This window comes from Streptomyces sp. NPDC037410 (genome assembly GCF_055602235.1).
Map to the genome: position 1 here is coordinate 80953 of NZ_JBVJWR010000011.1, position 25103 is coordinate 106055.

24 protein-coding genes are annotated in these 25103 nt (G+C 73.6%); 8 read left to right on the plus strand and 16 right to left on the minus strand.

Features of this window, described 5'->3' with window-relative positions; genetic code table 11:
• Positions 1-51 precede the first annotated feature (51 nt).
• A complete protein-coding gene (locus tag ACZ7HT_RS19845; protein ID WP_471167294.1) occupies positions 52-609 on the minus strand; it encodes a DUF1697 domain-containing protein in 558 nt (185 codons plus the stop codon).
• Between the two features lie 313 nt (positions 610-922).
• On the opposite strand from ACZ7HT_RS19845, the gene ACZ7HT_RS19850 reads away from it, so the two are divergent.
• Entirely contained in the window at positions 923-1780 is an 858-nt protein-coding gene (locus tag ACZ7HT_RS19850) for a phosphotransferase enzyme family protein (protein WP_471167296.1), read from the plus strand.
• 46 nt (positions 1781-1826) lie between these two features.
• Positions 1827-2657: an alpha/beta fold hydrolase gene (locus tag ACZ7HT_RS19855; RefSeq protein WP_471167299.1), complete on the plus strand. Its 831-nt coding sequence runs from the start codon at positions 1827-1829 to the stop codon at positions 2655-2657.
• Here the strand turns inward: ACZ7HT_RS19855 and ACZ7HT_RS19860 are convergent.
• From ACZ7HT_RS19860 to ACZ7HT_RS19875, 4 genes are all read right to left on the minus strand, one after another.
• Positions 2654-3376 (minus strand): exonuclease domain-containing protein, encoded by a 723-nt coding sequence (locus ACZ7HT_RS19860; protein WP_471167302.1) that lies wholly within the window; start codon positions 3374-3376, stop codon positions 2654-2656. The two genes, ACZ7HT_RS19855 and ACZ7HT_RS19860, sit on opposite strands and share 4 nt — an antisense overlap.
• An 87-nt stretch (positions 3377-3463) precedes the next feature.
• Positions 3464-4786, minus strand: a complete 1323-nt coding sequence (locus ACZ7HT_RS19865) for an SAV2148 family HEPN domain-containing protein (protein ID WP_471167305.1) — start codon at positions 4784-4786, stop codon at positions 3464-3466.
• A gap of 121 nt (positions 4787-4907) precedes the next feature.
• Positions 4908-6248, minus strand: a complete 1341-nt coding sequence (locus tag ACZ7HT_RS19870; protein WP_471167308.1) for a copper amine oxidase — start codon at positions 6246-6248, stop codon at positions 4908-4910.
• A gap of 53 nt (positions 6249-6301) precedes the next feature.
• Entirely contained in the window at positions 6302-7150 is an 849-nt protein-coding gene (locus ACZ7HT_RS19875) for a Tat pathway signal sequence domain protein (RefSeq protein ID WP_471167310.1), read from the minus strand.
• 139 nt (positions 7151-7289) lie between these two features.
• On the opposite strand from ACZ7HT_RS19875, the gene glgX reads away from it, so the two are divergent.
• Positions 7290-9410, plus strand: coding sequence for a glycogen debranching protein GlgX (gene glgX, locus ACZ7HT_RS19880; RefSeq protein WP_471167313.1), 2121 nt, complete (start codon positions 7290-7292; stop codon positions 9408-9410).
• Here glgX and ACZ7HT_RS19885 read toward each other — a convergent pair.
• Positions 9379-10599 carry an MFS transporter gene (locus ACZ7HT_RS19885; RefSeq protein ID WP_471167702.1) on the minus strand — a complete coding sequence of 407 codons (1221 nt, stop codon included), beginning with the start codon at positions 10597-10599 and terminating at the stop codon, positions 9379-9381. The two genes, glgX and ACZ7HT_RS19885, sit on opposite strands and share 32 nt — an antisense overlap.
• Before the next feature lie 99 nt (positions 10600-10698).
• Between ACZ7HT_RS19885 and treY the strand changes: the two genes are divergently transcribed.
• Both treY and ACZ7HT_RS19895 read left to right on the plus strand, forming a co-directional pair.
• Positions 10699-13017: a malto-oligosyltrehalose synthase gene (treY, locus tag ACZ7HT_RS19890; RefSeq protein ID WP_471167705.1), complete on the plus strand. Its 2319-nt coding sequence runs from the start codon at positions 10699-10701 to the stop codon at positions 13015-13017.
• 44 nt (positions 13018-13061) lie between these two features.
• Complete coding sequence (locus ACZ7HT_RS19895; protein ID WP_471167316.1) at positions 13062-13622, plus strand: hypothetical protein; 561 nt, start codon at positions 13062-13064, stop codon at positions 13620-13622.
• Here the strand turns inward: ACZ7HT_RS19895 and ACZ7HT_RS19900 are convergent.
• The 3 genes from ACZ7HT_RS19900 to ACZ7HT_RS19910 form a co-directional block, all read right to left on the minus strand.
• Positions 13600-14097: a hypothetical protein gene (locus tag ACZ7HT_RS19900; RefSeq protein ID WP_471167318.1), complete on the minus strand. Its 498-nt coding sequence runs from the start codon at positions 14095-14097 to the stop codon at positions 13600-13602. The two genes, ACZ7HT_RS19895 and ACZ7HT_RS19900, sit on opposite strands and share 23 nt — an antisense overlap.
• An 80-nt stretch (positions 14098-14177) precedes the next feature.
• Complete coding sequence (locus ACZ7HT_RS19905) at positions 14178-15164, minus strand: cytochrome P450 (protein WP_471167707.1); 987 nt, start codon at positions 15162-15164, stop codon at positions 14178-14180.
• 251 nt (positions 15165-15415) lie between these two features.
• Positions 15416-15964 carry an FHA domain-containing protein gene (locus tag ACZ7HT_RS19910; RefSeq protein WP_471167321.1) on the minus strand — a complete coding sequence of 183 codons (549 nt, stop codon included), beginning with the start codon at positions 15962-15964 and terminating at the stop codon, positions 15416-15418.
• 286 nt (positions 15965-16250) lie between these two features.
• Here ACZ7HT_RS19910 and treZ point away from each other — a divergent pair, with 286 nt between their 5' ends.
• The gene (gene treZ / locus ACZ7HT_RS19915; protein ID WP_471167710.1) at positions 16251-18002 is read left to right on the plus strand and encodes a malto-oligosyltrehalose trehalohydrolase; all 1752 of its coding nucleotides are present in this window, start codon (positions 16251-16253) and stop codon (positions 18000-18002) included.
• Positions 18003-18009: 7 nt separating this feature from the next.
• Here treZ and ACZ7HT_RS19920 read toward each other — a convergent pair whose 3' ends face one another.
• From ACZ7HT_RS19920 to ACZ7HT_RS19935, 4 genes are all read right to left on the minus strand, one after another.
• A complete protein-coding gene (locus ACZ7HT_RS19920) occupies positions 18010-19152 on the minus strand; it encodes an aminopeptidase P family protein (RefSeq protein WP_471167323.1) in 1143 nt (380 codons plus the stop codon).
• A gap of 101 nt (positions 19153-19253) precedes the next feature.
• Positions 19254-20213 carry a DUF1444 domain-containing protein gene (locus ACZ7HT_RS19925; protein WP_471167326.1) on the minus strand — a complete coding sequence of 320 codons (960 nt, stop codon included), beginning with the start codon at positions 20211-20213 and terminating at the stop codon, positions 19254-19256.
• A 49-nt stretch (positions 20214-20262) separates the two neighbouring features.
• A complete protein-coding gene (locus ACZ7HT_RS19930; RefSeq protein ID WP_471167328.1) occupies positions 20263-21144 on the minus strand; it encodes a LysR family transcriptional regulator in 882 nt (293 codons plus the stop codon).
• 3 nt (positions 21145-21147) lie between these two features.
• Entirely contained in the window at positions 21148-21672 is a 525-nt protein-coding gene (locus tag ACZ7HT_RS19935) for a tetratricopeptide repeat protein (RefSeq protein WP_471167331.1), read from the minus strand.
• Between the two features lie 96 nt (positions 21673-21768).
• Here ACZ7HT_RS19935 and ACZ7HT_RS19940 point away from each other — a divergent pair, with 96 nt between their 5' ends.
• Positions 21769-22512, plus strand: coding sequence for a CTP synthase C-terminal region-related (seleno)protein (locus ACZ7HT_RS19940; protein WP_471167333.1), 744 nt, complete (start codon positions 21769-21771; stop codon positions 22510-22512).
• A gap of 25 nt (positions 22513-22537) precedes the next feature.
• On the opposite strand, the gene ACZ7HT_RS19945 is transcribed toward ACZ7HT_RS19940, so the two are convergent.
• A complete protein-coding gene (locus tag ACZ7HT_RS19945) occupies positions 22538-23173 on the minus strand; it encodes a nucleoside/nucleotide kinase family protein (protein ID WP_471167335.1) in 636 nt (211 codons plus the stop codon).
• 222 nt (positions 23174-23395) lie between these two features.
• Between ACZ7HT_RS19945 and ACZ7HT_RS19950 the strand changes: the two genes are divergently transcribed.
• Complete coding sequence (locus tag ACZ7HT_RS19950; protein WP_471167338.1) at positions 23396-23815, plus strand: VOC family protein; 420 nt, start codon at positions 23396-23398, stop codon at positions 23813-23815.
• Positions 23816-23861: 46 nt separating this feature from the next.
• On the opposite strand, the gene ACZ7HT_RS19955 is transcribed toward ACZ7HT_RS19950, so the two are convergent.
• Together ACZ7HT_RS19955 and ACZ7HT_RS19960 are read right to left on the minus strand one after the other, a co-directional pair.
• The gene (locus tag ACZ7HT_RS19955; protein ID WP_471167339.1) at positions 23862-24263 is read right to left on the minus strand and encodes a hypothetical protein; all 402 of its coding nucleotides are present in this window, start codon (positions 24261-24263) and stop codon (positions 23862-23864) included.
• A complete protein-coding gene (locus ACZ7HT_RS19960) occupies positions 24260-24736 on the minus strand; it encodes a DUF6232 family protein (protein WP_471167343.1) in 477 nt (158 codons plus the stop codon). The genes ACZ7HT_RS19955 and ACZ7HT_RS19960 overlap by 4 nt, the downstream gene beginning before the upstream one ends.
• Between the last annotated feature and the right edge of the window lie 367 nt (positions 24737-25103).

The following is a 25103-nucleotide window of genomic DNA, read 5'->3' on the forward strand; positions in this document are numbered from 1 at the left end:
GGCCCGGTGCCACGGGCCATTCCCCGGCCGTCTCCCTGGGCCAATTCGGGGTCAGTCCTGGTGCGTCATCTCGACGAGCTTGACCACGGTGTTCCAGTTCCGGGCGGTGGTGACGAGTCCCTTCACGACAGACGGGCGGGAGATGGCCTGGGCCAGTCTGGACGTACCGAGGCCGTCGGGGACGTACAGGTAGAACACGCGGTCGCCGAGGGCGAAGTCCTCCGGCAGGAAGGCCTCGCGGTCGATCGCGGCGAAGCGTTCGGGGGTGACCGGCCCGGAGCAGTAGAAGGCGTGGAGCTCCTTGCCCTTCAGTTCGTCGGCCGGGAAGGGGCAGGCGTCGGCGACGGCGGCGAGGTAGTCGCCGTCGCGGACGAGACAGTCGACGCGGAAGCCGAAGCGCTCCTCGACGGCGTCTTCGAGCGCGGCCCGCAACTCGTCCTCGGCGGCGCCGGAATCGGTGGTGAAGACGGCGTTCCCGCTCTGGAGGTAGGTGCGGACGTCCGTGTGCCCGAGACCTTCGAGGAGGCTCCGGAGCTCCGCCATGGGGACCTTGCGGTGGCCGCTCACGTTGATGCCGCGGAGCAGGGCCGCGTAGGTCTTCGTCGTCATGGGGGTCAATCTAGTGGGGCCACCGCGCCTCGTGGGGGGCGGCACGGTGGCCGGTTCGAACACTGTCCGATGGCGGGGGCGCGGAGAAGCCCCTTCACTCATCTGTGACTTATTCAACAATGTTTCGTAATGACGAATCAGTCATCTGCGCTGATAGCGGGCGAGGACCCGGTTGCCGTCCTCGACCAGGCGCCCGGATCGGGGCGTCATGGTGCTGACGGCCCGTCGGCCCGTCCGCCCGTCACGGCGACCAGTGCGGCGAGCTGCGTGGATGCGAGACTTTGGCGCAGGCACACGGGTGAGGGAGAGGTCGATGGACGAGGCGCGGGCACGGGAGATCCTGGCCGGGGCGGAGCTGCCGGTCACGGAGGCGCGGCTGCTCGCCCTCGGCGAGAACGCGGTCTTCGCGGTGGGCGATCTGGTGGTGAAGGTCGGCCGGGACCCGGAGCTGTTCGAGCGGGCCGGGCGGGAGCTCGCGCTGGCGTCCTGGCTGGAATCGGCCGGGGTCCCGGCGGTCCGGGCCGCCGAGGAGAAGCCGCGGCTCGTGGACGGGCACCCGGTCACCCTGTGGCACCGGCTGCCCGACGCGGTACGGCCGACGGAGCCCCGCGACCTGGCCCCGCTGCTCCGTGCCGTGCACGCGCTGCCGGAGCCGACGGGGTTCACGCTCCCCCGCCGTGAGCTGCTCGGCGGGGTCGAGCGGTGGCTGCGGCTCGCGGGGGACGCGATCGACCCGGCGGACGCGGCGTTCCTGCGGGAGCGGCGCGACTCCTTCGCCCCGGCGGCGGCCGCGCTCACCCCGCATCTGCCCCCGGGCCCGATCCACGGCGACGCCCTCCCCCGGAACGTCCACGTCGGCCCCGGAGGGCCGGTCCTGGTGGACCTGGAGACCTTCTCCTCGGACCTGCGGGAGCACGACCTGGTGGTCCTCGCCCTCTCCCGGGACCGGTACGGCCTGGACCCGGCGGCGTACGAGGCGTTCACCGAGGCGTACGGCTGGGACGTCCGGGAGTGGGAGGGGTGCGCGGTGCTGCGCGGGGCGCGGGAGACCGCGAGCTGCGCGTGGGTGGCGCAGCACGCGCCGTCGAACCCGAAGGCGCTGGCCGAGTTCGAGCGGCGGGTGGCCTCGCTGCGGGACGGCGCCCCCGAGGTGCGCTGGTACCCGTTCTGACATCATGTCGCCTGTCGAACCGGCCGGTAGCGAACGGGGTGTTGAGATGCGTGTCGAACTGTCCGAGGTGACCCTCGACGTCGAGGTGAGCGGGGAAGGACCGGCCGTGCTGCTGGTGCACGGCTTCCCCGACAGCCACCACCTGTGGCGGCACCAGGTCGCCGCGCTGAACGCGGCCGGCTTCACGACGGTGGCCCCGACCCTGCGCGGCTTCGGCGCCTCGGCGCGTCCGGAGGGCGGTCCGGAGGCGTACCACCCGGGGAAGCACGTCGGCGACCTGGTCGAGCTGCTCGCCCGGCTCGAACTGGACCGGGTCCATCTGGTGGGCCACGACTGGGGTTCGGGCATCGCCCAGGGCCTGACCCAGTTCTTCCCGGACCGGGTGCGGAGCCTGAGCATCCTGTCCGTGGGGCATCTGGCGTCGATCCGGTCCGCGGGCTGGGAGCAGAAGCAGCGTTCCTGGTACATGCTGCTGTTCCAGCTGGCCGGGCTCGCCGAGGACTGGCTGGCGCGGGACGACTTCGCGGGAATGCGGGACATGCTGGGCGAGCACCCGGACGCGGGGGCCGTGATCGAGGCGCTGCGGGAGCCCGGCGCGCTGACGGCCGCGCTGAACATCTACCGCGCGGGCATCCCGGCGGAGGTCCAGTTCGGCCCCGAGTCGCCGGCGGTGCCGCTGCCCGAGTCGGTCCCGGTCATGGGCGTGTGGTCGACCGGCGACCGGTTCCTCACCGAGCAGTCGATGTCCGGGACGGAACAGTACGTGTCGGGCTCCTGGCGCTACGAGCGCGTCGAGGACGCGGGCCACTGGCTCCAGCTGGACCAGCCGGAGAAGGTGAGCGAGCTGCTGCTGTCCTTCCTCAAGGAGAACGGCTAGCCCGCCACCGCGACGGCCGGCCGCAGGGGCCACGTGGAGTCGACGACCGCCTCCGCGTCGCCCTTGCGGCGCAGGAAGGCCTGGAAGTCCTCGGCCCAGGCGCGGTACCAGCCGATCTGACGCTCGTGCAGTTCGGCCGGGGCGAGGGCGGCGACCTGCGGGTGCCGCTCGGCTATCGCGACGGCGACCCGGACGGCGGCGAGCGCGTCGGCGGCGGCCTGGTGGGCGGCTTCGAGCACCACCCCGTACTCCCCGCAGACCGCTTCCAGGGTCCGCTTGCCGCGCCGGTAGCGGTCGACGGCCCGGTCGATGGTGTACGGGTCGACGACCGGTCCGATCGCCGTCCCGCCGAGCCGCTCCTCCAGGGAGGGCAGCCCGTGGCGGCGCAGCTCGGCGGCGAGGAGCGTGAGGTCGAAGGAGGCGTTGTACGCGACGACGGGCACGCCCTGCTTCCAGTAGCCGGTGAGGGTCTCGGCGATCTCGTCGGCGACCTCCCGCACCGGCCGGCCCTCGGCGGCCGCGCGCTCGGTGCTGATGCCGTGGATCGCGGAGGCCTGCTCCGGGATGCGGATGCCCGGGTCGGCGAGCCAGTCGCGCTGCCGGGACACCCGGCCGCCGAAGTAGCCGACGATCGAGGCCGTGACGATCCGGGCCTCCAGCGGATCGGTGCCGGTCGTCTCCAGGTCGAAGCCGACCAGCGCTTCCCCATGCCAAGCCATCGGGTCCTCCTTACGTGATCTCCCCCGTGGTGCTGAACACCCTCGCACGCACCACTGACAACGCCCCCGGCCGCCCCCGGCGCGGGGTCAGGAGACGGGCCGGGAGTCGAGCCAGACCGACTCGAATTCCTCCCGGTATGTCTCGAAGAGTCCGTGATCTCCGTCACGGGCGGACTGTCCGTGCCGGACGACGTTCCGTCCGCCGCCGCGCAGGACGAGGACCGGGGCCTCCATGCCCCGGGCCCGGCGCAGATAGGACTGGACGACGCCGACCCCGTCCGGCCCGTCGCCGTCCACCAGATAGGCGGTGAAGCGGGGGGTCTCGTCGAAGACGTGGATCTGGAAGGCCCCCGGGTCGCGCAGCTTCGAGCGGACCCGGCGCATGTGCAGGATGTTCATCTCGACCGAGCGGCTCAGCTCGCCCTTCCTCAGGCCGAGTTCCCGCTCGCGGCGCTTGACGGCGCTGCTCGCGGGGTTGAGGAAGAGGAGCCGGGTCCGGCAGCCGGACTCGGCGAGGCGGACCATGCGGCGGCCGGAGAAGTTCTGCACGAGCAGGTTCAGGCCTATGCCGGTGGCGTCGAGGCGGCGGGCTCCGCCGAAGAGGTCCTCGGCGGGCAGCTGCCGCTGGAGCCGGACGCGGTCGGGGTGGACGGAGACGACGTCCGCGTACCGGTCGCCGACGAGGTCCTCGACCGCGTCCACGGGCAGCCGGTCGGCGGAGGGCACCCCGGCGCCACTGCCGAGGATCTCCAGGATGCGGGCGGAGGCCCGTTCGGACTGGGCGAGGACGGTCAGCGAGAGGGCCCGGTTGCGGGAGACCACGTTCCGCGTGACCTCCAGCTCGTCGAGGGCGAGTTCGACCTCGCGCCGGTCGTCGAAGTAGGGCTCGAAGCACGGCCAGTGCTGCACCATCAGCTCGCGCAGCTGCGGCAGCGTGAGGAAGCTCAGCACGTTGTCGTCGGCCGGGTCGAGGAGATAGCCCTTGCGCCGGGAGACCTCGCGGACGGCGACGGCCCGCTGGACCCATTCCTGGCCGGCAGGACCGGCCGCGGCCACCACCCACTCCTCGCCGTGCACCGGTTCGTACACGGGCCGCAGGACGGCGGCGACCACGGCCCGCAGCCGCTGCTCGACGAGGTTCAGCCAGATGTAGGCGCGGCCGGCGCGCTGGGCCCGGGTGCGGACCTCGCTCCAGGCCTCGGCGCCCCAGTCGAGCTCCGCCCCGATCTCGACCGGCCGTCCGACGGTGACCGTGCCGGGCGGCACGACCGTCCCCGGCGGCAGGACGACGCCCGGGGGGACGGCCGCGCCCGGCGGCGCGGCCGCACCGGGCGGCGCCTCTGCGGGGCCGGCCGGGCCCCCCTCGTGACCCGCGTCACCTGGGGGCAGCTCCAGACCTCCCGAGCTCACCCGCGCACCGCCTTCTGCTCCCGGACACCCGTTCCGGCGGACAGGATGACCATGTGACAACGATCAAGGAAGGGTACTCCGCGAGCGGGAGGCGGTGCAGCAGGATCGTCAGGCTGCTTCCTCAACTCCCCGGATTCGGCTGCCCGTTCTGGGAGGCGAGATCGGCCGGAGTGAGCGGATTCATAGCGGTTACGTCCCTGGGCACGAGCTGGAAGCCCTGCCAGTGGACCGGCATCGGCTGCTGGTCCTCGTCCCGGGCGATGTGGTGGAACCCGATGTTGACCCACACGGACGGGTTGGTCAGCGTCTCGCCGTTGACCCACTTGTCGACGCTGTCACCGGCGCCCGCCGCGCACGCGCCGGTGTTGTTGCTCGCGAACTTCTCGCAGGCGCGGGACTGGGTGAAGTAGACGTCGTGCTTGGTGAAGGGGCGGCCGGCGTGGGTGTCGGTGTGGCCGGGCACGATCTCGTACGAGCGGGCGTGGCCGTCGGCGTTCTTGCCGGTGCCGCTGACCACCCGCCACCAGCGCATGTTCTTCGCGTCGCCGGCGAGTTCCTTGGTGACGGTCGTGCGCGTCGTCTTCACCTTGGGTCCGCCGCCGGTGGCCGGGGCCGCGGTGACGGCGGAGTCGAACTGCTCGATCCGGTCCTTGGTGGAGCCGTCCAGGCCGAAGTCGAGCTTCCAGAAGACGTTGTGGGCGTGGCTGGTGGCGTAGCCGCGGGCGCCCTTGCCGAGGGGCCAGCCGCGTCCGTCGGTGGCGTTGTAGTCGACGGGCGAGAGGCTGCCGGTGGCCCCGACGTTGGCGCCGATGGTGCCGTCGGCGGTGAAGCGCCACTCGGTGATGTACTCGTACCAGCCGACCTTGTTGACGGTGTAGACGAGCAGGTCCTTGGCCTGCGCCGCCCAGACCTTGGAGCCGTTGTCGCTGGCCATGCGGTACGCGTGTCCGCGCGACCGCGTGGTGGTGCACAGGCCCTTGACGTCGCCGACCTCGGCCACCCTGATCGTGGTGAGGGTGCCGCCGGGGCACTCGGCCGGCTTGAGGTTCTGCAGGCCCCAGCCGAAGCCGGCGCCGGTGAGGTCGTCGTACTCGGCGCCACCGTCGTCGTACGGCACGTGGATCTGGGCGAGCCGGGCGCTGTTGAGGACGCGGATGGGCGCGGCGGCGCCGGGCGGCTGGTAGGTGACCCGGTCGAGCGTGAGCCCGGCGTCGGTGTCGTAGCGCCAGCACATGCGCCAGGTGGTGCCGCCGTCGAGCTTCTGCGTGATGCGGTACGCGGCCGAGCAGTCGGGCGTCGCGGCGGCGGGCCTCGCGCCCGCCGTCGGGGACGGCGGGCCCGGGACGGCGACGGCGCCGCTCGCGGGTCCGGCGGCGGCCGTGGCGGTGCCGAGCAGGGCGGCTGCGGTCAGGACGGCGCCCCGCTTGCGGGTGCGCCGGTTCTGGTTGCGCGTGGTGGACATGGGGACGTACTCCCTCGTACGTGTCGTGAGCTGTGGAGTGGCCGGGCCGGTGGTCAGCCGACGCGGGTGACGGTCCTCGCGGAGAGGTCGACGATCAGGTTCCGGGTGTCGATCCAGGCCCCGTTGAGGACCTTGGTGACGAGCCGGACGCACCGGTGCTCCCCGCAACGGGCGAGCTGCGCGGGCACGTTGGCCTCGCGGTAGGTGCGGTAGACGTCGCCGTTGAACCACAGCTGTCTGCCGGAGGTCAGCTCCTTGCCGGTGGCGTCCTTGTAGTCCTCCTTGACGCCCTTGCCGAGCGGGCTCGCGAGGATCAGCTCCACGGCCTCGCGCAGCTCCTCGGGGTGGGCGGAGGGCTGGACCCCGCGCTGCGCCCCGGACTTCTCGACCTTGCCGGTGTCGAGGTTGACGGTCTTGGTGACGAGCTCGTCCCGCGCGTAGTCGTAGAGCCGGACCTCGGCGCGGCGGGACGCGTCGCCGGGCAGCGGGTCGGCGAGCCGGGTGCCGAGGCGCTGCGGGCCCCGGCCGCCGGTGACGTCCTGCTGGGCGGTGGCGGCGGGCGGGGCGAGCGCCAGCGCCTCGGCGCGGGCGAGCTCGTCGTCGGTGAGCGGGTCGCTGCCGACGCCCTTCTTCCCCTCGGCGGGCGGCGGGACGACGGTGGCGGGCGGCGGCGCGGACCCGGGCTGCCCCTGTCCCCCGGCCGCTCCGTCCGTACCGTCCGCCCCGGCCCCGGCGGAGGCGCCCGCGGAAGCGCCCGCCGCCACCGTGCCGCGGCCCCCCGGCGTGTCGTTCGCCCCTGCCGAACTCGGCAGGGCGACGGCGACGGCGACGGCGGTTCCCGTCACCGCCATGGCCGCTCCGGCCACCACCTTCCCCAGGTGGCGGCGTGCTATTTCGTACACACTTCCCCCTCTATCCCCCTCTTGGTCCTGCGGTCACCCGGTAGGACGGGGTGAAGTCCTAGGAGGTTGCGCCTCTTTCGGGCAGGATCTGGCCGAAGAACACGGATGAAACCCGGACAGAAGAGGAAGAGTCATATCCATGCAGGTCTGGCCGGGACAGGCGTACCCCCTGGGCGCCACCTATGACGGAGCGGGCACCAACTTCGCGGTCTTCTCGGAGGCCGCCCACAGGATCGAGCTGTGTCTGCTGCACGACGACGGCTCGGAGACGGCGGTGGAGCTGCGCGAGACCGACGCGTTCGTGCGGCACGCCTATCTGCCGGGCGTGATGCCCGGTCAGCGGTACGGGTTCCGGGTGCACGGCCCCTACGCGCCGGAGCGCGGGCTGCGCTGCAACGCGGCGAAGCTGCTGCTCGACCCGTACGCGCGCGCGGTGTCGGGGCAGGTGAAGTGGGGCGAGGCGGTGTACGGCTACCCGTTCGGGCGGCCCGACGCGCGGAGCGACCTCGACTCGGGCCCGCACACGATGACCTCGGTCGTGGTCAATCCGTACTTCGACTGGGGCGACGACCGGCGCCCGCGCACCGAGTACCACCACACGGTGATCTACGAGGCCCATGTGAAGGGCCTGACGATGCTGCACCCGGACCTTCCGGAGGAGCTGCGCGGGACGTACGCGGGGCTCGCGCACCCCTCGGTCATCGGCCACCTGAAGGAACTGGGCGTCACCGCCCTCGAACTGATGCCCGTTCACCAGTTCGTGAACGACCACCGGCTCGTGGACGCGGGGCTCTCCAACTACTGGGGCTACAACACGATCGGCTTCTTCGCCCCGCACAACGCCTACGCCTCCTGGGGCGACCGGGGCCAGCAGGTGCTGGAGTTCAAGTCGGCGGTCCGGGCGCTGCACCAGGCGGGCATCGAGGTCATCCTCGACGTCGTCTACAACCACACCGCCGAGGGCAACCACCTGGGCCCGACGCTCTCCTTCCGGGGCCTGGACAACCCCTCGTACTACCGGCTCTCGAACGACCGCCGGTACTACACGGACACCACCGGCACCGGGAACTCGCTGCTCATGCGCTCCCCGCACGTGCTCCAGCTGATCATGGACAGCCTGCGGTACTGGGTGACCGAGATGCACGTGGACGGCTTCCGCTTCGACCTGGCGGCCACCCTGGCCCGCCAGTTCCACGAGGTGGACCGGCTGTCCTCCTTCTTCGACCTGGTGCAGCAGGACCCGGTGGTGAGCCAGGTGAAGCTGATCGCCGAGCCGTGGGACGTGGGCGAGGGCGGCTACCAGGTGGGGAACTTCCCGCCGCTGTGGACCGAGTGGAACGGCAAGTACCGGGACTGCGTGCGGGACCTGTGGCGGGGCGAGCCGCGCACGCTCGCCGAGTTCGCCTCGCGCCTCACCGGCTCCTCCGACCTGTACCAGGACGACGGCCGGCGCCCGCTCGCCTCGGTCAACTTCGTGACCTGCCACGACGGTTTCACCCTGCGCGACCTCGTCTCGTACAACGACAAGCACAACGAGGCGAACGGCGAGGGCAACCGGGACGGCGAGGGCTACAACCGCTCCTGGAACTGCGGGGCGGAGGGCGAGACCGAGGACGTCGGGATCGCCGAGCTGCGCGCCCGCCAGACGCGCAACTTCCTCGCCACGCTGATGCTCTCGCAGGGCGTGCCGATGCTCAGCCACGGCGACGAGTTCGGGCGGACGCAGGGCGGCAACAACAACGCGTACTGCCAGGACAACGAGGTCTCCTGGGTGCGCTGGCCGAAGGAGAACAGCGAGACGGAGGCCACGCTCCTGCGGTTCACGCGCGCGATGGTCCGGCTGCGCCGGGAGCATCCGGTCTTCCGCCGCCGCCGCTTCTTCCACGGCCGGCCGGTGGAGGGCACGCACGACGAGCTGACGGACATCGCCTGGTTCACGCCCGAGGGCGAGGAGATGACCTCCCGCGACTGGCAGGCGGCGCACGCCCAGGCGCTGACCGTCTTCCTCAACGGCAACGCCATCTCGGAGCCGGGCACGCAGGGCGAGCGGATCGCCGACGACTCCTTCCTGCTGATGTTCAACGCCTCGTCGAAGAACCTGGAGTTCGCGGTCCCGGACAGCCACGGGCGCTGCTGGCGGATGGTGGTGGACACCTCGGACCCGGAGGGCATGCCGCCGCAGGAGGGGCCGGAGATGGAGGCCGGCGAGCGGGTGACCCTCGCACCGCTCAGCCTGACGGTCCTGCGCCGACCGGCTTGAGGTCCCGTACGGGAGACACGGCCCTGACCGTCCAGGACAGCACCGCGCAGGCGACGGCCGCTCCCACCGCCACCGCGAAGGCGGCGGGGGCGCCGTGGCTCTCGGCGAGACGGCCCGAGACGGCGAGGGCGAGGGCCTGACCGCCCACGATCCCGCTGGTGAGGAAGGCCATCGACTCGGCGAGCCGGGCGGCCGGCACGGTCCGCTCGGTGAGCCCGAAGACGGTGATCAGGTGCGGGGCGTAGGCGGCGCCGAGCACGACGACGACCGCGTAGAGCGCGCCCAGGGAGCCGACCAGGAGCAGCGGCGCGGAGAGGACGACGAGCCCGGCGGTGGCGGCGCGCCAGCGGGTCGTGAGCCCGATGCGGGCGGGCACGGCGGCCATGGAGAGACCGACGGCGGCGCTCATGACGCCCATGGCCGCGTACACGAGCCCGGCCTGGGCGGGCGCGCCGAGCTCCTCGGTGAGGGCGGTGATCCCGGCCTGCGAGGCGCCGAACATGGCGCCCTGGAGGACCATCGTGCCGCGCAGGGCGTACGCGGATCCGGGCAGCCGCGTCCGTTCGGCGGCACTCGTACGGGTGGTCACGACGGGCGCGAGGGCGCGGGCCGTCGGGTGGAGCGCGAAGGCCGTCCCGCAGACGGCGAGGAGGAGCGCCGCCAGGAGGAGCGCGGCGGCCGGGTGGGCGAAGGCCGCGGCGAGGCCGACGAGGGCCGGGCCGAGGACGAAGGAGACCTCGTCGAGGGTGCCCTCGAAGGAGAGCACCGCGCCGACCAGCCCGTCGTCCGCGCCGGAGCGGCGGGCGAGGGCCACGGAGCGGCTCCGGGCGAGCGGCCCGACCTGCGGGACGGTGGCCCCGGCGAGCGCGCCGAGCGCCATGAGCGCGCCGGTGGGCGCGTCGGCGAGGGCGGCGAGGACCAGGGCGGTGACGGCGACCGCGTTGGCGAGGGAGGCGGCGAGGACGATCCCGCGCTGGCCGTGCCGGTCGGCGAGCCGGCCGATGACGGGTCCGGCGACGGTCTGTCCGGCGGCGAGCGCGCCGCCCGTGAGGCCCGCCGTGGCGAGCGAGCCGCTCGTCTCGGCGACCAGGAGCAGGCTGCCGAGCTGGCACATGGCGGTGGGCAGCCGGCCGAGGAAGGAGACGACCGGCAGGGCCGGTCCGAGCAGGGACAGCGTGTCGCGATACATCCGAAGCATCACGCGAACGTAACGCGATGCACTCGAACGGGTGCATGGGGCGATGACACAGAAGCCCTCCGACGGGGTACGTACGTTCGCATGACGCCCATTCCACCCACCTCGACCTACCGGCTGCAGCTCCAGCCGGAGTTCCCGTTCACCGCCGCCGAGCGCGCCGTGCCGTACCTGGCCGGTCTCGGGGTCTCGCACCTGCACCTCTCCCCCGTCCTGGAGGCGGTGCCCGGCTCGACCCACGGCTACGACGTCACCGACCACCGGTCCGTACGGGCCGAACTGGGCGGCGAGGAGGGGCTGCGGGCCCTGGCGGCGACCGCGCGGGCGCACGGCCTCGGGCTCGTCGTGGACCTGGTGCCCAACCACATGGCGGCCTCCCCGCGCCACAACCACGCGCTGCGCGCCGTGCTCCGCGAGGGCCCGGACTCGCCGTACGCCCGCTGGTTCGACATCGACTGGCGGGCCGGGGACGGCCGGGTGCTGCTCCCCGTGCTGCCCGCGCGGCTCCCCGCGGTGCGGGACCGCTTCCGGGTCTCCGGCGGGTCCCTGCACCTGGACGGCCAGGAGTTCCCGCTGCGCGCGGGCACCGAGCGGCTGCCGCTCGACGAGCTGCTCGACGCCCAGTGGTACCGGCTCGGCTGGTGGCGGCTGGCCCGCACCGAGCTCGACTACCGCCGCTTCTTCACGATCTCGGAGCTGATCGGGGTGCGGGTGGAGGACCCCGAGGTGTTCGCGGCGAGCCACGCGAAGATCGTGGAGCTGGTCGCGGACGGGGTGATCGAGGGGCTGCGCATCGACCATCCGGACGGGCTCGCCGACCCGCAGGGGTATCTGGAGGACCTGGCGGCGGCGACCGGCGGGCGCTGCTGGACGGTCGTCGAGAAGATCCTCACGGGCCGGGAGACGCTGCCGGACGCCTGGCCGGTCGCCGGCACCACCGGGTACGACGCGCTGCGGCAGCTCGACGGCGTGTTCACCGACCCGGTGGGAGCCGACGAACTCGCCGATGTCTACCGGGAGTTCGTCGGGAAGGCCGCGGACCGCGGCGGGCACTGGGAGGCGACCGAGCGCCGCGCCGCGTACGAGGTGGCGGGCCATGACCTGGCCGCCGAGACGGCCGCGCTGACCCGGATCGCCGGGCGGATCTGCGCCGCCGACCCCGCGCTCCGGGACCACGCCCCCTGGGCGCTGCGCACCGCGATCCGGGAGCTGCTCGTGCGGGTCCCCGTCTACCGCCCCTACCGGACCGGCGGCGAGGAGGTGCTGACCCCGGAGGCGGCGCGCGGCGCGAAGGCCGCGTTCGCGGTGCCGGAGGAGGCGGCGGCGGTCGACCTCGTACGGGACCTGGCGCTCGGGGCGCGCGGCGACGGGCCCGAACACCGGGCGTTCCGCGCCCGGTTCGCGCAGACCTCGTCCGCGCTGCGGGCCAAGTCGGTGGAGGACACCGCCTTCTACCGGTACGCGCCGCTGCTCTCGGCGAACGAGGTCGGCGGCGACGCGGGCCGTCCGGCGGTGCCGGTCGACGAGTTCCACGCGTACTGCCTGCGGATCGCCCGGGACTGGCCGGACACCGGCACCGTGCTCTCCACGCACGACACCAAGCGCAGTGCCGACGTCCGGGCGGCGATCGCGGTGCTGGCGCAGTGCCCGGAGGTGTGGGCGGAGCTCCTCGCGGAGGTCGCCGGGATTCCGGCGCCCGATCCGCACGTGGCGTGGACGGCCTGGCAGACGGCCTTCGGCTTCGGCGCCCCGGACGCGGACCGGCTGGTGCCCGCGATCCTCAAGTCCGTACGGGAGGCGGGGCTGCGGACCAGCTGGACCGAGCCGGACGCCGGGTACGAGCGGGCGGTGGCGGAGTTCGCGGCGGCCGGGCCCGGACGGATCCCGCTCCGGGCGGCCTCGGAGGCGGCCTTCGCCCTGGAGCCGCACATCAGGGCGCACGCGCTGGGCGCCGTGCTCGCACAGCTGACGATGCCGGGGGTGCCGGAGCTGTACCAGAACACGGAGCGGGAGTACCGGGCGCTCGTCGACCCGGACAACCGGGCGCCGTTCGCGGTCGGACCGGAGGACGAGCGGACCGCGCTCGTCCGGGCGGCGCTGCGGCTGCGGCGGGCGCACCCAGAGGCCTTCGGGGCGGGCGGCGCGTACGAACCGCTGACGGCGGAGGGTCCGGCGGCCGCGCACTGTCTGGCCTTCGCCCGCTCCGGCCGGGTGGTCACGGCCGTGACCCGGCTCTCGCTGCGGCTCGCGCGGGCGGGCGGCTGGCAGGACACGGAGCTGGTGCTGCCGGAGGGACGCTGGGCCGACGTGCTCGACGGCGTACGGGAGTTCACGGGCGGCCCGGCGACGGAGGTCAAGCTGGCGGAGCTGTTCGCGGAGCGGCCGGTGGCGCTGCTCGCCCGGGTGGAGTGAACCGGAGGGAGGGGTGATGCCACGATCATGACAAGCTGTTGATCATGACGAAAGATCAGACCGGGCGGATCATCGGTGCCGCGTTCGGACTCGTGTTCATCCAGGCCAACGCCGTCGCCCTGCCGACGGCGGTCGCCGTGCCGCTGCGCCTGCTGTCCCTCGCCGCGTTCCTCTGGGTGGCCGTCCTCGGGCGGCGCGGCCGGACGGCTCCCCGGACCGGGACACCCTCCGCCACCCGATTCGGGCGGCGCTACTGGTACGTGGCGGCGGCCGAGGTCGCCGGGCTCGCGGCCGGGCTCCTGGTGATCGCCCAGGTGCTGCACACCCCGCAGGCGTCCGTGGGCTGGATCGCCTTCGTCGTCGGCGTCCACTTCTTCGGCCTCGCGGTCGCCTGGCACAGGCCCGCGCTCCATGTCCTGGGCGCGTCGATCGCGGCCTGCGGCGTGGCGGGCCTCGTGCTTGCCGGGCTCGACGCCCCGGTCGCCGCGATCAGGGCGGTCGCCGGAGTCCTCCCCGGCGTCCTGCTGCTCGCCTCGGTGCTGCGGCCGGACCGTACGACCCCGGCCGCGGCCGCGTCCGAGGTCAGGAGCGGGACGCCTGCGTGACCCAGCACTCGGTGTACTCGGAGGCGTCGCCGGTTCCCGGGTACGCGGCGGTCATGTCGACGCTCTTGGAGGCACCCGCCGCGACGGCGATGGCGGTCGTCCTCGCGGTGGCCGGGACGACGCCGGAGCCCGTCTCGCCGTTGAACTTCATCGTGACGTCGTAGTCGTAGTCGAGGACGTTGTCGTTCTTGATGGTGATCTTGGCGACGAGGCTCTTCTTCGCCGGGTCGAACTTGCACGCGTCGATGGTGATGTCGCGGATGGCCTTGTCGGCGCTGCCGGTGCTGCCGGAGACGGAGCCGGTGGAGCCGCCGCCCGAGGTGACGTCGTGGTCGTCGCTGTGGTTGCTGCCGCTGCTGTGGCTGCCGGAGCCGTGGCTGCCGCCGCAGCTGCCGCCGTGCGAGCCGCGGGCACCGGTCAGGGCGACGACCGCGATGCCGAAGACAGCGATGGCGCGGACATGACGCATGTTCATATGTAAATCCCCGTGGAAAGTGGCAGTTCGAGCGTCCGGTTGACGGGCGCACGTCACCCTAACAGCGGAGACGGGGTCGCTCAGCCGCCCGGCCGGACGATGAGACTGCGGGGAGCGCGGGTGATGAGGCCCGTGGACGTGGGGCGGAAGCCGTCCGCGAGACGGAGACGGGGCATCGCCGTGAACAGCGCGCGCAGGGCGTACTCCGCCTCGAAGCCGGCGAGCAGGACGGCCGGGCAGAAGCCGGGACCGTAGGTGAGCTGGCCCGGGTCGTTGCGAAAGGGATCGAAACGGTCCGGCTCACGGAAGCGTTCCGGGTCGCGGCCCGCCGAGCCGACGAGCAGGGCGACGGACGCGCCCGCCGGGACGACACCGCCGCTCACCGGCACCTCGGCGCTGGTGCGGCGCACCGCGATCTGCACGGGCGGGTCCCGGCGCAGCGATTCGGTCCAGGCGCGGTCGACGAGTCCCGCGGGCGCGTCGCGGAGGGCGGCGACCAGGTCGGGGTCGGCGAGGACGTTGCCGAGGAAGGAGGCGAGCGCCTTCTCCCGTACGGCGATCTGGCCGCCGCACTCCCCCGCGAGCGCGCCCGCCGCCCGGCCGCGGACGAGCCGCATCATGTCGCGGTAGGGCACGCCGACGGCCGCGGCGACGGTGCCGGCGGGCAGCCAGTGGCAGAAGTCGGCGACCAGGTCGGCCTGGGGCCGCTCGGCGATCCGGCGGGCCAGGACGTAGGCCGTGCGTTCGGTGACCGCGCGCAGGGCCTCGGTGTCGACGTCGACGTGGGCCCGCGCGCACGGCGGGTCACCGGGCCGGTGCCCGTGCGTGAAGCGCTCGTCGGTGAGCGCGGTGGCCACGTCCGCGTACCGGCTGAGGACCCAGGCGCGCAGCAGAGGGTCGTACGTGAGCGGGAACTCCTCGCGCAGGGTCCGGTGGATCCCGTGCGGGTGCAGCGTGGCGCCGGGGTCGAGCGGGCTGGGCGCGACGGTCCGCCCGCCGGGCGGGCCGGCCAGGGTCTGTACGCGGTCGGGGCTGGAAACGGGGTCCGACGGCGCAGCCGGAGCCATGGCGGGCAGACGGGTCCAGGGATCCCCGGACTCGTCCGGCCGTGCGCTCCGTACGCCCCGGTCCGGCTCGCCCTCCGCCCGTGCGCTCCCTGTGCCCCGGTCCGGCTCGTGGTTCGGCGCGGCGCTCATCTCGCCCCCTGTCGATCGGCGGTGGGTGGCGCGGCCGGAGATCGTGGCGCGCGTGCTGCCCAGCCCATCACCGCGCGGGCCGCACCGCCCGCCGCGTACCGCCGAACGGGTGAAGGCGGGGTTCAGTCGTGCGACAGCCGGAACGACATCTGCCCAAAGCTGACGACGTCTCCCGCCCGCACCACCACCGCCCCGGTGACCCGCCGCCCGTTGACGGTGGTGCCGTTCGTCGAGCCGAGGTCGCGCAGCACCCACAACCCGCCCTGGAGGGAGAGTTCGGCGTGCAGCCGGGAGGCCGTCTCGTGGCTGAGCCGCAGCCCGTTGACCGGGTCGCGCCCGATCCGCAGCGGATGCGGGCCGGGGAGCGGCAGCAGCAGCTTCGGCAGCCGCTCCGCACTCCAGGCGCGCCCGATCCGCGCCGTGAACGCGGACATCCGCTCGACCGCGCCGACCACCCGCCGGGTCCATGTGCCCTCGCTCCGCAGGTCGGCGGTGAGCAGGGCGAGTTCGTCGGGTCGGCGGGCCTGGAGGGCGCGCTCCATCCGGAAGAGGAAGGTGTCGTGCGAGAGGCGGCCTTGGGCGGCACCCTCACGGAGCAGCCCCAGCGCGTGGTCCCGCTCGGCGTCCGTCAGCCGAGGGGAGTTCGCGGGAAGCTCGAAAGGGGTCGTCACGCAAGTGATTGTCCGTCGGTCGGCCCCGACGTGTCCAGAAGGGTCGCTGACCTGGAAATTCCGTATCTGTACGGCGACATCGCCGTGACGGTCCGCGGGCTCTTCGACGACGGCTCCCAGGGGGTCGGTCTGCGGCTCCGTGCCGACGGCGGCGTCGTTCGCCCGCGCGGGGTACGTCGCATTCGAGGAAGCGATCGACTACGTGCGGGACGTGCCGGGCGCGTCGGGGTCCTGACTGCCAGGATGGTCGCGGTAGCCGTTGGTGACCGTCGACGAGGGGATCCCCGTGCTCTTCGAGGTGTGGGCGCCGAGCGCCCGTGACCGGGTGACGCTGGAGCTGAACGGCTCCGGCCATCCCCTGGACCGGGACGCCGAGCGGGACGGCTGGTGGTCGGGCGTGGTGCCCGCGGGGGACGGCGACCGGTACGGCTTCTCGCTCGACGGCGGGCCCGTGCTGCCCGACCCGCGCTCCCGCCGGCAGCCCGACGGGCCCGACGGTCTGAGCGCGGTCGTCGACCACTCGGCGTACACCTGGAGCCACGAGTCCCCGCGGCTGCGGCTGCGCGGCGCCGTCCTGTACGAGCTGCACGTCGGCACCTTCACCCCGGAGGGCACGCTCGACGCGGCGGCCGGGCGGCTCGGGGAGCTCGCGGGCCTCGGGATCACCCATGTGGAGCTGATGCCGCTGTGCCCGTTCCCCGGAGTGCGGGGCTGGGGGTACGACGGGGTGGCGCCGTGGGCGGTCCACGAGCCGTACGGCGGTCCCGAGGCGCTGAAGCGGTTCACGGACGCGGCGCACGGCCTCGGCATGGGCGTCGTCCTCGACGTGGTGCACAACCACCTCGGCCCGTCCGGGAACCATCTCCCCTCCTTCGGGCCGTACTTCACGGACACCCACCACACGCCGTGGGGCGCGGCGGTGAACCTGGACGCCCCGGGTTCGGACGAGGTCCGGGCGTACTTCCTGGGGAGCGCGCTCGCCTGGCTGCGGGACTACCGGATCGACGGGCTGCGGCTCGACGCGGTGCACGCCCTCGCCGACACGCGGGCGCTGACCTTCCTGGAGGAACTGTCTGCTGCCGTCGACGAGTTGGCGAAGGAGCAGGGCCGCCAGCACTTCCTCGTCGCCGAGTCCGACCTCGCCGACCCGCGCACGACCACCCCGCGCACGCTCGGCGGCCTCGGCGTGCACGCCCAGTGGAACGACGACTTCCACCACGCCCTGCACACCGCCCTGACGGGCGAATCGCAGGGCTACTACGCCGACTTCGCGCGCGCCCCGATGGCGGCGCTCGCCAAGACCCTCACCCGGGTCTTCTTCCACGACGGCACGTACTCCAGCTTCCGCGGCCGCCACCACGGGCGGCCGGTGGACCGGGAGCGCACCCCCGCCCACCGCTTCCTGGGGTACGCGCAGACGCACGACCAGATCGGCAACCGGGCGCTCGGCGACCGCCTCTCCGCCTCGCTCTCCCCCGGTCTGCTCGCCTGCGCGGCGACGCTCGTCCTCACCGGCCCCTCGGTCCCGATGCTGTTCATGGGCGAGGAGTGGGGCGCGGGCACGCCCTGGATGTACTTCACCGACCACACGGACCCTGAGCTCGCGGAGGCCGTACGGCGGGGCCGCAAGCGGGAGTTCGCCGCGCACGGCTGGTCCGAGGACGAGGTCCCCGACCCGCAGGAGCCGGCCACCCGCGACCGCTCGGTCCTCGACCGGACCGAACGCGAGCGGGACCCGCACAAGCGGCTCCTCGCCTGGCACCGCCAGCTCATCGCGCTGCGCCGCACCCTGCCCGACCTGACGGACCCGGACCTGGGGGGCGTGAAGACGGCCTTCGACGAGGAGGACCGCTGGCTGGTCTTCCGACGCGGCGACCTGCGGGTGGCGGTGAACCTGGGCAGGGAGCCGGCGGTGATCCCGCTCGGCTCCAACGGCCGCGACCGGGTCCTGGCCGCCTGGGACCCGGTCGAGTCCCCGGCGGCGGACGGCCTCCTGCGTCTCCCCGGCGAGTCGGCGATCGTCCTCACGGACGGCTGATACAGAGCTATTCCACGATCGCCATCTCGTGCGGGGTGTTGTTGAAGCGGCGCCCCGACCCGTCCTCCGTCGCCGTGACGATGTCCTCGATGCGGACGCCGAAGCGGCCCGGGAGGTAGACGCCGGGTTCGATGGAGAAGCACATGCCGGGGACGATGGGGAGCTCCTCGCCCTCGATCATGTACGGCGGCTCGTGGGTGGTGACGCCGATGCCGTGGCCGGTGCGGTGGATGAAGTACTCGCCGTAGCCGGCGTCCGTGATGACCTTGCGGGCCGCCCGGTCGACGTCCTGGCAGGCGACCCCGGGGCGTACGGCCTCGAAGCCGGCCTGCTGGGCCGCGCGGACGAGGTCGTGGACGCGCTGCTCCTCGTCGGTGGGCTCGCCGACGTGGACGGTACGGGTGGTGTCCGAGCCGTAACCGTGCTTGAGGCCGCCGAAGTCGAGGACGACCATGTCACCGCGCTCGATGGTCCGGTCACCGGCCTCGTGGTGCGGGTTGGCGCCGTTGGGTCCCGAGCCGACGACGGTGAAGTCGACCTGGGAGTGGCCGGACTCCATGAGGAGCCGGGCCAGGTCGGCGGCGACGTCGGTCTCCTTGCGGCCGGCGAAGCGGACCTTGAGGATCTCGCCGTACGCCTGGTCGGCGGCGGCCCCGGCGGCCGCGATCCTGGCGAGCTCGTGCGCGTCCTTGACGCCGCGGAGCATCGGCAGGGCCTCGGTGAGGGAGACGTACGAGGTGCCGGGCAGCGCCTGCTGGAGGCCGAGAAGGTGCATGGCCCAGGCGTTGTCGCTGACGCCGAACCGGCCGTCGACGTCGAGGAGCGGGGCGGTGACGGCGTACGGGTCCTTGCCGTCGGTCCAGTCCCGCAGGGAGAGCGCGGCGGCGCCGGTGGCCTTCTCGGCGTCGGGCGCCTCCAGGGTCGGGACGACGAGCACCGGTTCCTGGCCGGCGGCGAGGACGAGGACGGTGAGCCGCTCGGTGATCGCGGTCGGCTGGTAGCCGGTGAGGTAGACCAGGTCGGGCCCGGGGGCGACCAGCACACCCGCGAGTCCGGCGTCGGCGGCGGACTCGGCGGCCCTGGCCATCCGCGCCCGGTAGTCGTCCGCGGTGAAGGGCACGACCTCTTCGGGGGTTTCCCTGCTCGCCATGGGGCTTCTCCTCGGCTGTTCGACATCGTCGTCGTACAGCATCCTGCCGGGCGGGGGCGCGGGACGCGACCGGATACGGGCCGGTGCGGGCCACCAGCGGATCAGCGGCGGTCGGGGCCCTGGGCGATGAGCCGCTCCAGGAGTTCCTGGAAGTCGTCGCCGACGACGATCCGCAGGTCACCGCACTCCTCGTCGTGCTCGCTGAGCTGGGTGAGCGTGCCGTCCCGCCACCAGAAGACGTACGGGCTGATGGCGCCCGGCACGTCCTCGTACCCGGCGGCGGCGAAGGAGGCCATCGCGCCGAGGGCCGGGATGATCGAGGTGTCCCGGATGGGGTGGAAGGCGAGCTGGTGCCGGAAGGGCAGGGCGACGAGCGCGCCGTGCTCGCCGAGCGGGAGGCCGGTGACGCGCCGGACGACGCCGTCGAGGTCGAGGACGCGGCTCGCGGTGTAGAAGGAGTCGCCGAGGATGATCTCGAAGCACATGCCGTCGGCGTCGCGGACGGTCTCGTGCTCCTCGACGGGCAGTCCGCGCAGGTTGCGCAGGGCCCGGTCGCGCAGCTGCGCGTGGTCCCCGAGCCGTTCGAGGGCCTCGTCGGTGAGCATCATGACGCTCTCCGGCAGGTCGAGGGCGAGGACCTCGTAGAGGCCGGGGGCGACGGTCCTGGCGTAGCCGAAGGCTCCGGCGTCGATGCCGTCGCCGCTGACGACCCGGGGGTAGAGCTGGGCGCGGATCTGCTCGGGCGGCAGGGTCTCGAGCGCGGAGGGGCCGTCCATGGCGCGGACGACGAGCCCGACGTGGCGCTGGATCATGCCGGGCCAGACGCGGGGGCCGCGCCGGTCCTGGTGGCAGACGGCGGCGAGGTTGCCGAGGCCGAAACGGCGGCCCTTGTCGTCGACGACGTGGCCGGCGAAGACCGTGACCTCCAGGCCGAGTTCGGCGAAGGTCTCGCGGACGCGGCCGCGGAACATCGCGGCCTCGCGCTGGGAGAAGTACGCGAACTCGGGGTCCCTCGGTGCGTCGTCGCCGTCCCGCCTGGGTCCTCGTCGCAGCCACCCCACGCCTGTCCCCCTTCCGTCGCCGTTGCGCCCAGGGTAGCGACTGCGGATGTCAGCGCTTGAGCCGTCCGGCGAACTCGGCCACCGGGCCCGTGGCTTCGGGGTGCGCGCCGGCCGGGACGAGGAGTTCGGTGCGGTGCACCAGCCGGGGCGCGACCAGGGGGACGGCGGCCGCGCCCGGGACGCCCCGCGCGACGGACAGCGGCAGCAGGGCCAGACCGTGCCCGGCGGCGGCCAGGACGGCGAGGGTGCGGGTGTCGGTGCCGTCGTAGCGCAGGCCGGGGCGGAAGCCGCGCCCGGCGGGACCGGCGTGGACGGCCCGGAGCCGGTCGAGGGGGATGCCGGCGGCGGGGGCGTCCAGCCAGCGGGCGTCGACGAGGTCGTCGAGACGGAGTCCGGGGCGTCCGGCGAGGGGATGGCGGTCGGGCAGGACGACGGCGAGCGGTTCCTCGGCGACGCGGCTCGCGGAGAGCGGGGCGACGTCGGGGAGCCGCAGCGGGTCGCTGGGGGCGGCGACGCCGTCGACGAGCCCGGCGTCGGCCTCGCCGGTGGCGACGGCGACGGGCACCCGCTCGCGGGGCAGGGCGTGCAGGGTGACCCCGGTGGCGGGCAGGGCGGCGACGATACGGGCGGTCAGGGCGAGCGGGGAGGCGGCGACGCCCAGGGTCGTGCGGGGCGCGGCGGTGAACCGTTCGAGGTCGGCGCGGGCCGCGTCAAGGCGGAGCAGCAGCGCCCCGGCGTGTTCGAGGAGCCGCTCCCCGGCCGGGGTGGGGGCGACCGGCCGCCGGGTGAGCAGCGGAAGCCCGAGGTCGGACTCCAGGGCGGCGATGTGCTGGGAGACGGCGGACTGGGTGTAGCCGAGGTCGCGCGCGGCCTCGGAGAAGGAGGCGAGGCGGGCGACGGTGACGTACGTGCGGAGGAGGTGCGGGTCCACGGATCAGGACCCGAAGGGGGTCTTCAGCAGGTCCTTGGCGTAGTACGCGAGGGAGCGGTTGTAGCGGGGCAGCAGGGGCGCGAGGGCGCCGAGGGCGAGGGAGGCGGCCTCGCGGTCGCGGCCGGTGTCGGCGAGGGCGAGGGCGAGGAAGGCGTCGACGGCGGCGGAGAGGGCCTGCTCGTCGGCGTCGAGCCGGTCGGCGGGGATCTCCCGTTCGGCGGTGAGGAGTTCGACGCTGCGGTCGGGGCGGCCGAGGTTGCGCAGGCTGCTGGCGAGCTGGATGACGGCGCGGCGGCGGCGCAGTCCGCTCAGGCCGAGGTCGAGGGCCCGCTGGTAGTGGACGACGGCTTCCTCGGGCATGCCGGTGGAGTCGTGGGCGGCGCCCAGCTCGAAGACGGCGGCGGGGTCGTCTCCGGAGCGCTCGGCGGCGAGGGCGGCGGCCTGGGCGCGGAAGTCGGCGGGCTCCAGGTCGTCGAGGCGCGCCCAGAGGGCGGCGACGCGGGTCTCCCAGTCGTGATCGTTCGTCATGTGGCCACCCTAGCGGCAGCGACATAAGCATCCGTGATGGCGAGTCCATGAATCATCGTTGGACGTGAACGTGGGGCACGGCCGAGCATGATGCCCATGAACACACACACCCACACCCCCCGTATCGCCCTGGTCGGCGACCGCTCCCCGCACGTCCGCTCGCACGTCCGCGTCCCGGTCCTCCTGGACGCCCTCGCCGAGCGGGACGGGCTCGCGCTCGACGCGTACTGGATCCCGACGGGCGACGCGGAGGCCCCGGGCGCGGTGAAGGGCTTCGACGCGGTGTGGGTGCTGCCGGGCAGCCCGTACGCGAGCGAGGCGGGGGCGCTCGCGGCGATCCGTACGGCCCGCGAGGACGGCATCCCCTTCCTCGGCACCTGCGCCGGATTCCAGCACGCCCTGATCGAGTACGCGCGGGACGTCTGCGGCCTGGAGCGGGCGGCGCACGCCGAGAACGACCCGGCGGCCGACCCGGGCGACCTGCTGATCGCGCCGCTCGCCTGCTCGCTGGTGGGCCACGAGGGCGTCGTACGGGTCACCCCGGGCACGCTCGCCGAGAAGGCGCTCGGCGCGGAGCGGACGACGGAGCGCTACCACTGCAACTACGGCGCCGACAGCCGCCACCTGGACACCCTGCGGGCCCACGGCCTGCGCTTCTCGGGCGCGGACGAGGAGGGCGGCATCCGCATCGCCGAGCTCCCCTCGCACCCCTTCTTCCTGGCGACCCTCTTCCAGCCGGAACTGGCGGGCGACGGGACGCGCCCGCACCCGATCGTCCGGGCCCTGGCGGTGGCGGCGACGGAGCACGCGGCGCGCGTCGCGTCGTTGCAGGCCGTGTAGGGCCTGCCTTTCCGGGCAGACCGGGTCAGGCCATCGGTACGACGAGGTGGGCGCGGTCCCGGCCGCGGGCGATCAGGCGCGCGTTGGGTTCGTCGGAGTCCTGGACCCAGCGCTCGGCGCGCGCCCGGTCCTTGCCGAAGCGGACGTGCCGCTCGACGAGCCGGGGGACGCGGCGGCGGGCGTCCAGGTCGAGGTACCAGGCCTCGTCGAGGAGGGGCAGGATCCCGGCCCAGGCGCCCTCGTCGTGCAGCAGGTAGTTCCCCTCGGTGACGACGAGGGGAACCTCGGGCGCGACGGGTATCGCCCCGGCGACGGGCTCCTCCAGGGAGCGGTCGAACGCGGGCGCGTAGACCGTGACGCCGGGGACGGGGGTACGCAGCCGGGCGAGGAGCGCGGTGTACCCGGCGGCGTCGAAGGTGTCCGGCGCGCCCTTCCTGCCGGCCCGCCCGAGCCGCTCCAGCTCGGCCTGAGCCAGATGGAACCCGTCCATCGGGACGAGCACGGCGAGCCCGTCGAGCCGGGCGACGAGCCGCTCGGCGAGCGTCGACTTCCCGGCCCCCGGCGCCCCGGCGAGCCCGAGGATCCGCCGCCGCCCGGGCACGGCGAGCGCCCGCGCGCGTGCGTCGAGCCGGTCGAACTCCTGCGCGTGCATGCGGGGCATTCTCGCACCGGCGGCGCGGAGCCGAGTCGCTCGGCCGTCGCCCTCCTCCGGGAACCGATCCCGGCCCTGCCGCGTCGTAGGCGAGCGCCCCCTTGTACGCGCCCCTCCCCCCGACCCTCCCCCCACCCTCGTTCCGACCCTCCCTTCCGCAAGGGTCACCCCCCGCCACGACGCGGGTCAACGCGGGTAGGTTCCTCCCCCTCCGCGTATTACGTTGAGGAAATGCCGTCCATCGCACTCGTCACGCTCGTCGTCCGTGATTACGACGAGGCCATCGCCTTCTACACCGACGCCGTCGGCTTTGAGCTGGTCGAGGACACCGACCGCGGCGACGGAAGCCGCTGGGTCGTCGTCCGCCCGCCCGGCGCGGCCGGTGTCGGCGGCCTCGGCAACGCCGGGCTGCTCCTTGCACGCGCGAAGAACGAGGAGCAGGAGGCCTCCGTCGGCAACCAGACGGGTGGCCGGGTCGGCTTCTTCCTCCACACGGAGGACTTCGCCGGCGACCACGAGCGCATGACGGCCGCGGGGGTGAAGTTCCTGGAGGAGCCGCGCCACGAGGCGTACGGCTCGGTCGCCGTCTTCGAGGACCTGTACGGCAACCGCTGGGACCTCCTCCAGCCGGCGGACCCGACCGTCGGCTGAGCTCCCGCGGGTCGGGCCGAGCCCGCCCGACCCGGCTCGACCCGGCCTACCTCAGCAGCGCGAGCAGCTGCCCCACGGCTGCCGCGACGGGCCCCCCGACCGCGCCGACGGCGGCCGCGAGCTGCGCCACGGACGCCAGGACGAGGCCGCGCTCGCGCAGAGCGCCGCGGTCGCCGGGGCCGGCGAGCTCGGCCAGGGCCTCCTCGGCGGTCCGGTCCTGTTCCGGGGTGAGGTGGCGCCGCAGCTCCTGGAGGCGAAGGGTGAGTTCTTCGATCGCGGCACGGAGCTCGGTGTCCCCGCCGGCCCCACCCACGGAGCCGTGGTTGATGCCGACGTTGCCACGGCCGCCACTCATGTTGACCACGTCGCCGTAGTAGTTCGAGGTCGAGTGGGAGTGCTGGTCCGGATTCGGAGTCGGATTCGGGTTCCGGTTCGACGCGTCGTTCACAGGTTGATCCCCCTGTTGTTCCGACCGCCTCGCATGTTGACGACAGGGCCGAAGTGGTTGGTGGTGTTGTGCTGCTCGACGACCGTCGTGAACTCGGCCGCCGGGTTGTCGATCGCGTTCACGATCTGACCGGCGATGTACCGCAGCTGGTCCATGTTCGGCAGGGTCACGATCACCGTGGCGCCGCCCGCCGTATCGATGGCGAGCACGGGCGTCGACTGGAACACGTCTCTGAGGGCGAAACCGATCAGGACGACCAGGAGGACGATGAGCACGGGGTTGCCCTCCCCGATGCGCGCCTCGCCCCCACTGGCGTAGTTGACTCCGGCGTAGAGCAGCACGGCCGCCAGGAGCCACTTCAGGATTCGGAGGAAGATCTGGCCCGCGTCGAGTTGGTCCTTGTACGCCTCGACCCGGGAGATGTTGTGCAGCGGGAAGGCCGCGGAACCCACCCAGAGCATCCGGCGCCGCACCCGGAGCGTGAGGACGCGTCTCCGGCGGGACCCCGAGCGTATGGGTGGAATCGGCGACTCCGAGGGGGGAGGCGGAGCGCCCTGAGGTAATGCCGCCGCACCCCGGACCGGCGGCGGACCCGATGCCGGTGCCGGTCTCGGACCCGATGCCGGTGCCCGTCCCGGACCCGGCGGCGAACCCGGTGCCGGACCCGGTGCCGCCGGCGTCCCGTTCGGCGGCTCGTCGGGCGGCGGCCCGGGTGGCGGTGCCGCGAAGCTTCCCATGGGTCCCCCCGGGGTCTCGTCTGTCCAGCCCCGCCCATCGCGGGAGCACCATTAAGCACCCGAGGGCCTTCGCGGAGCAGGTGAGAAGCAGCCAAAAACCGGT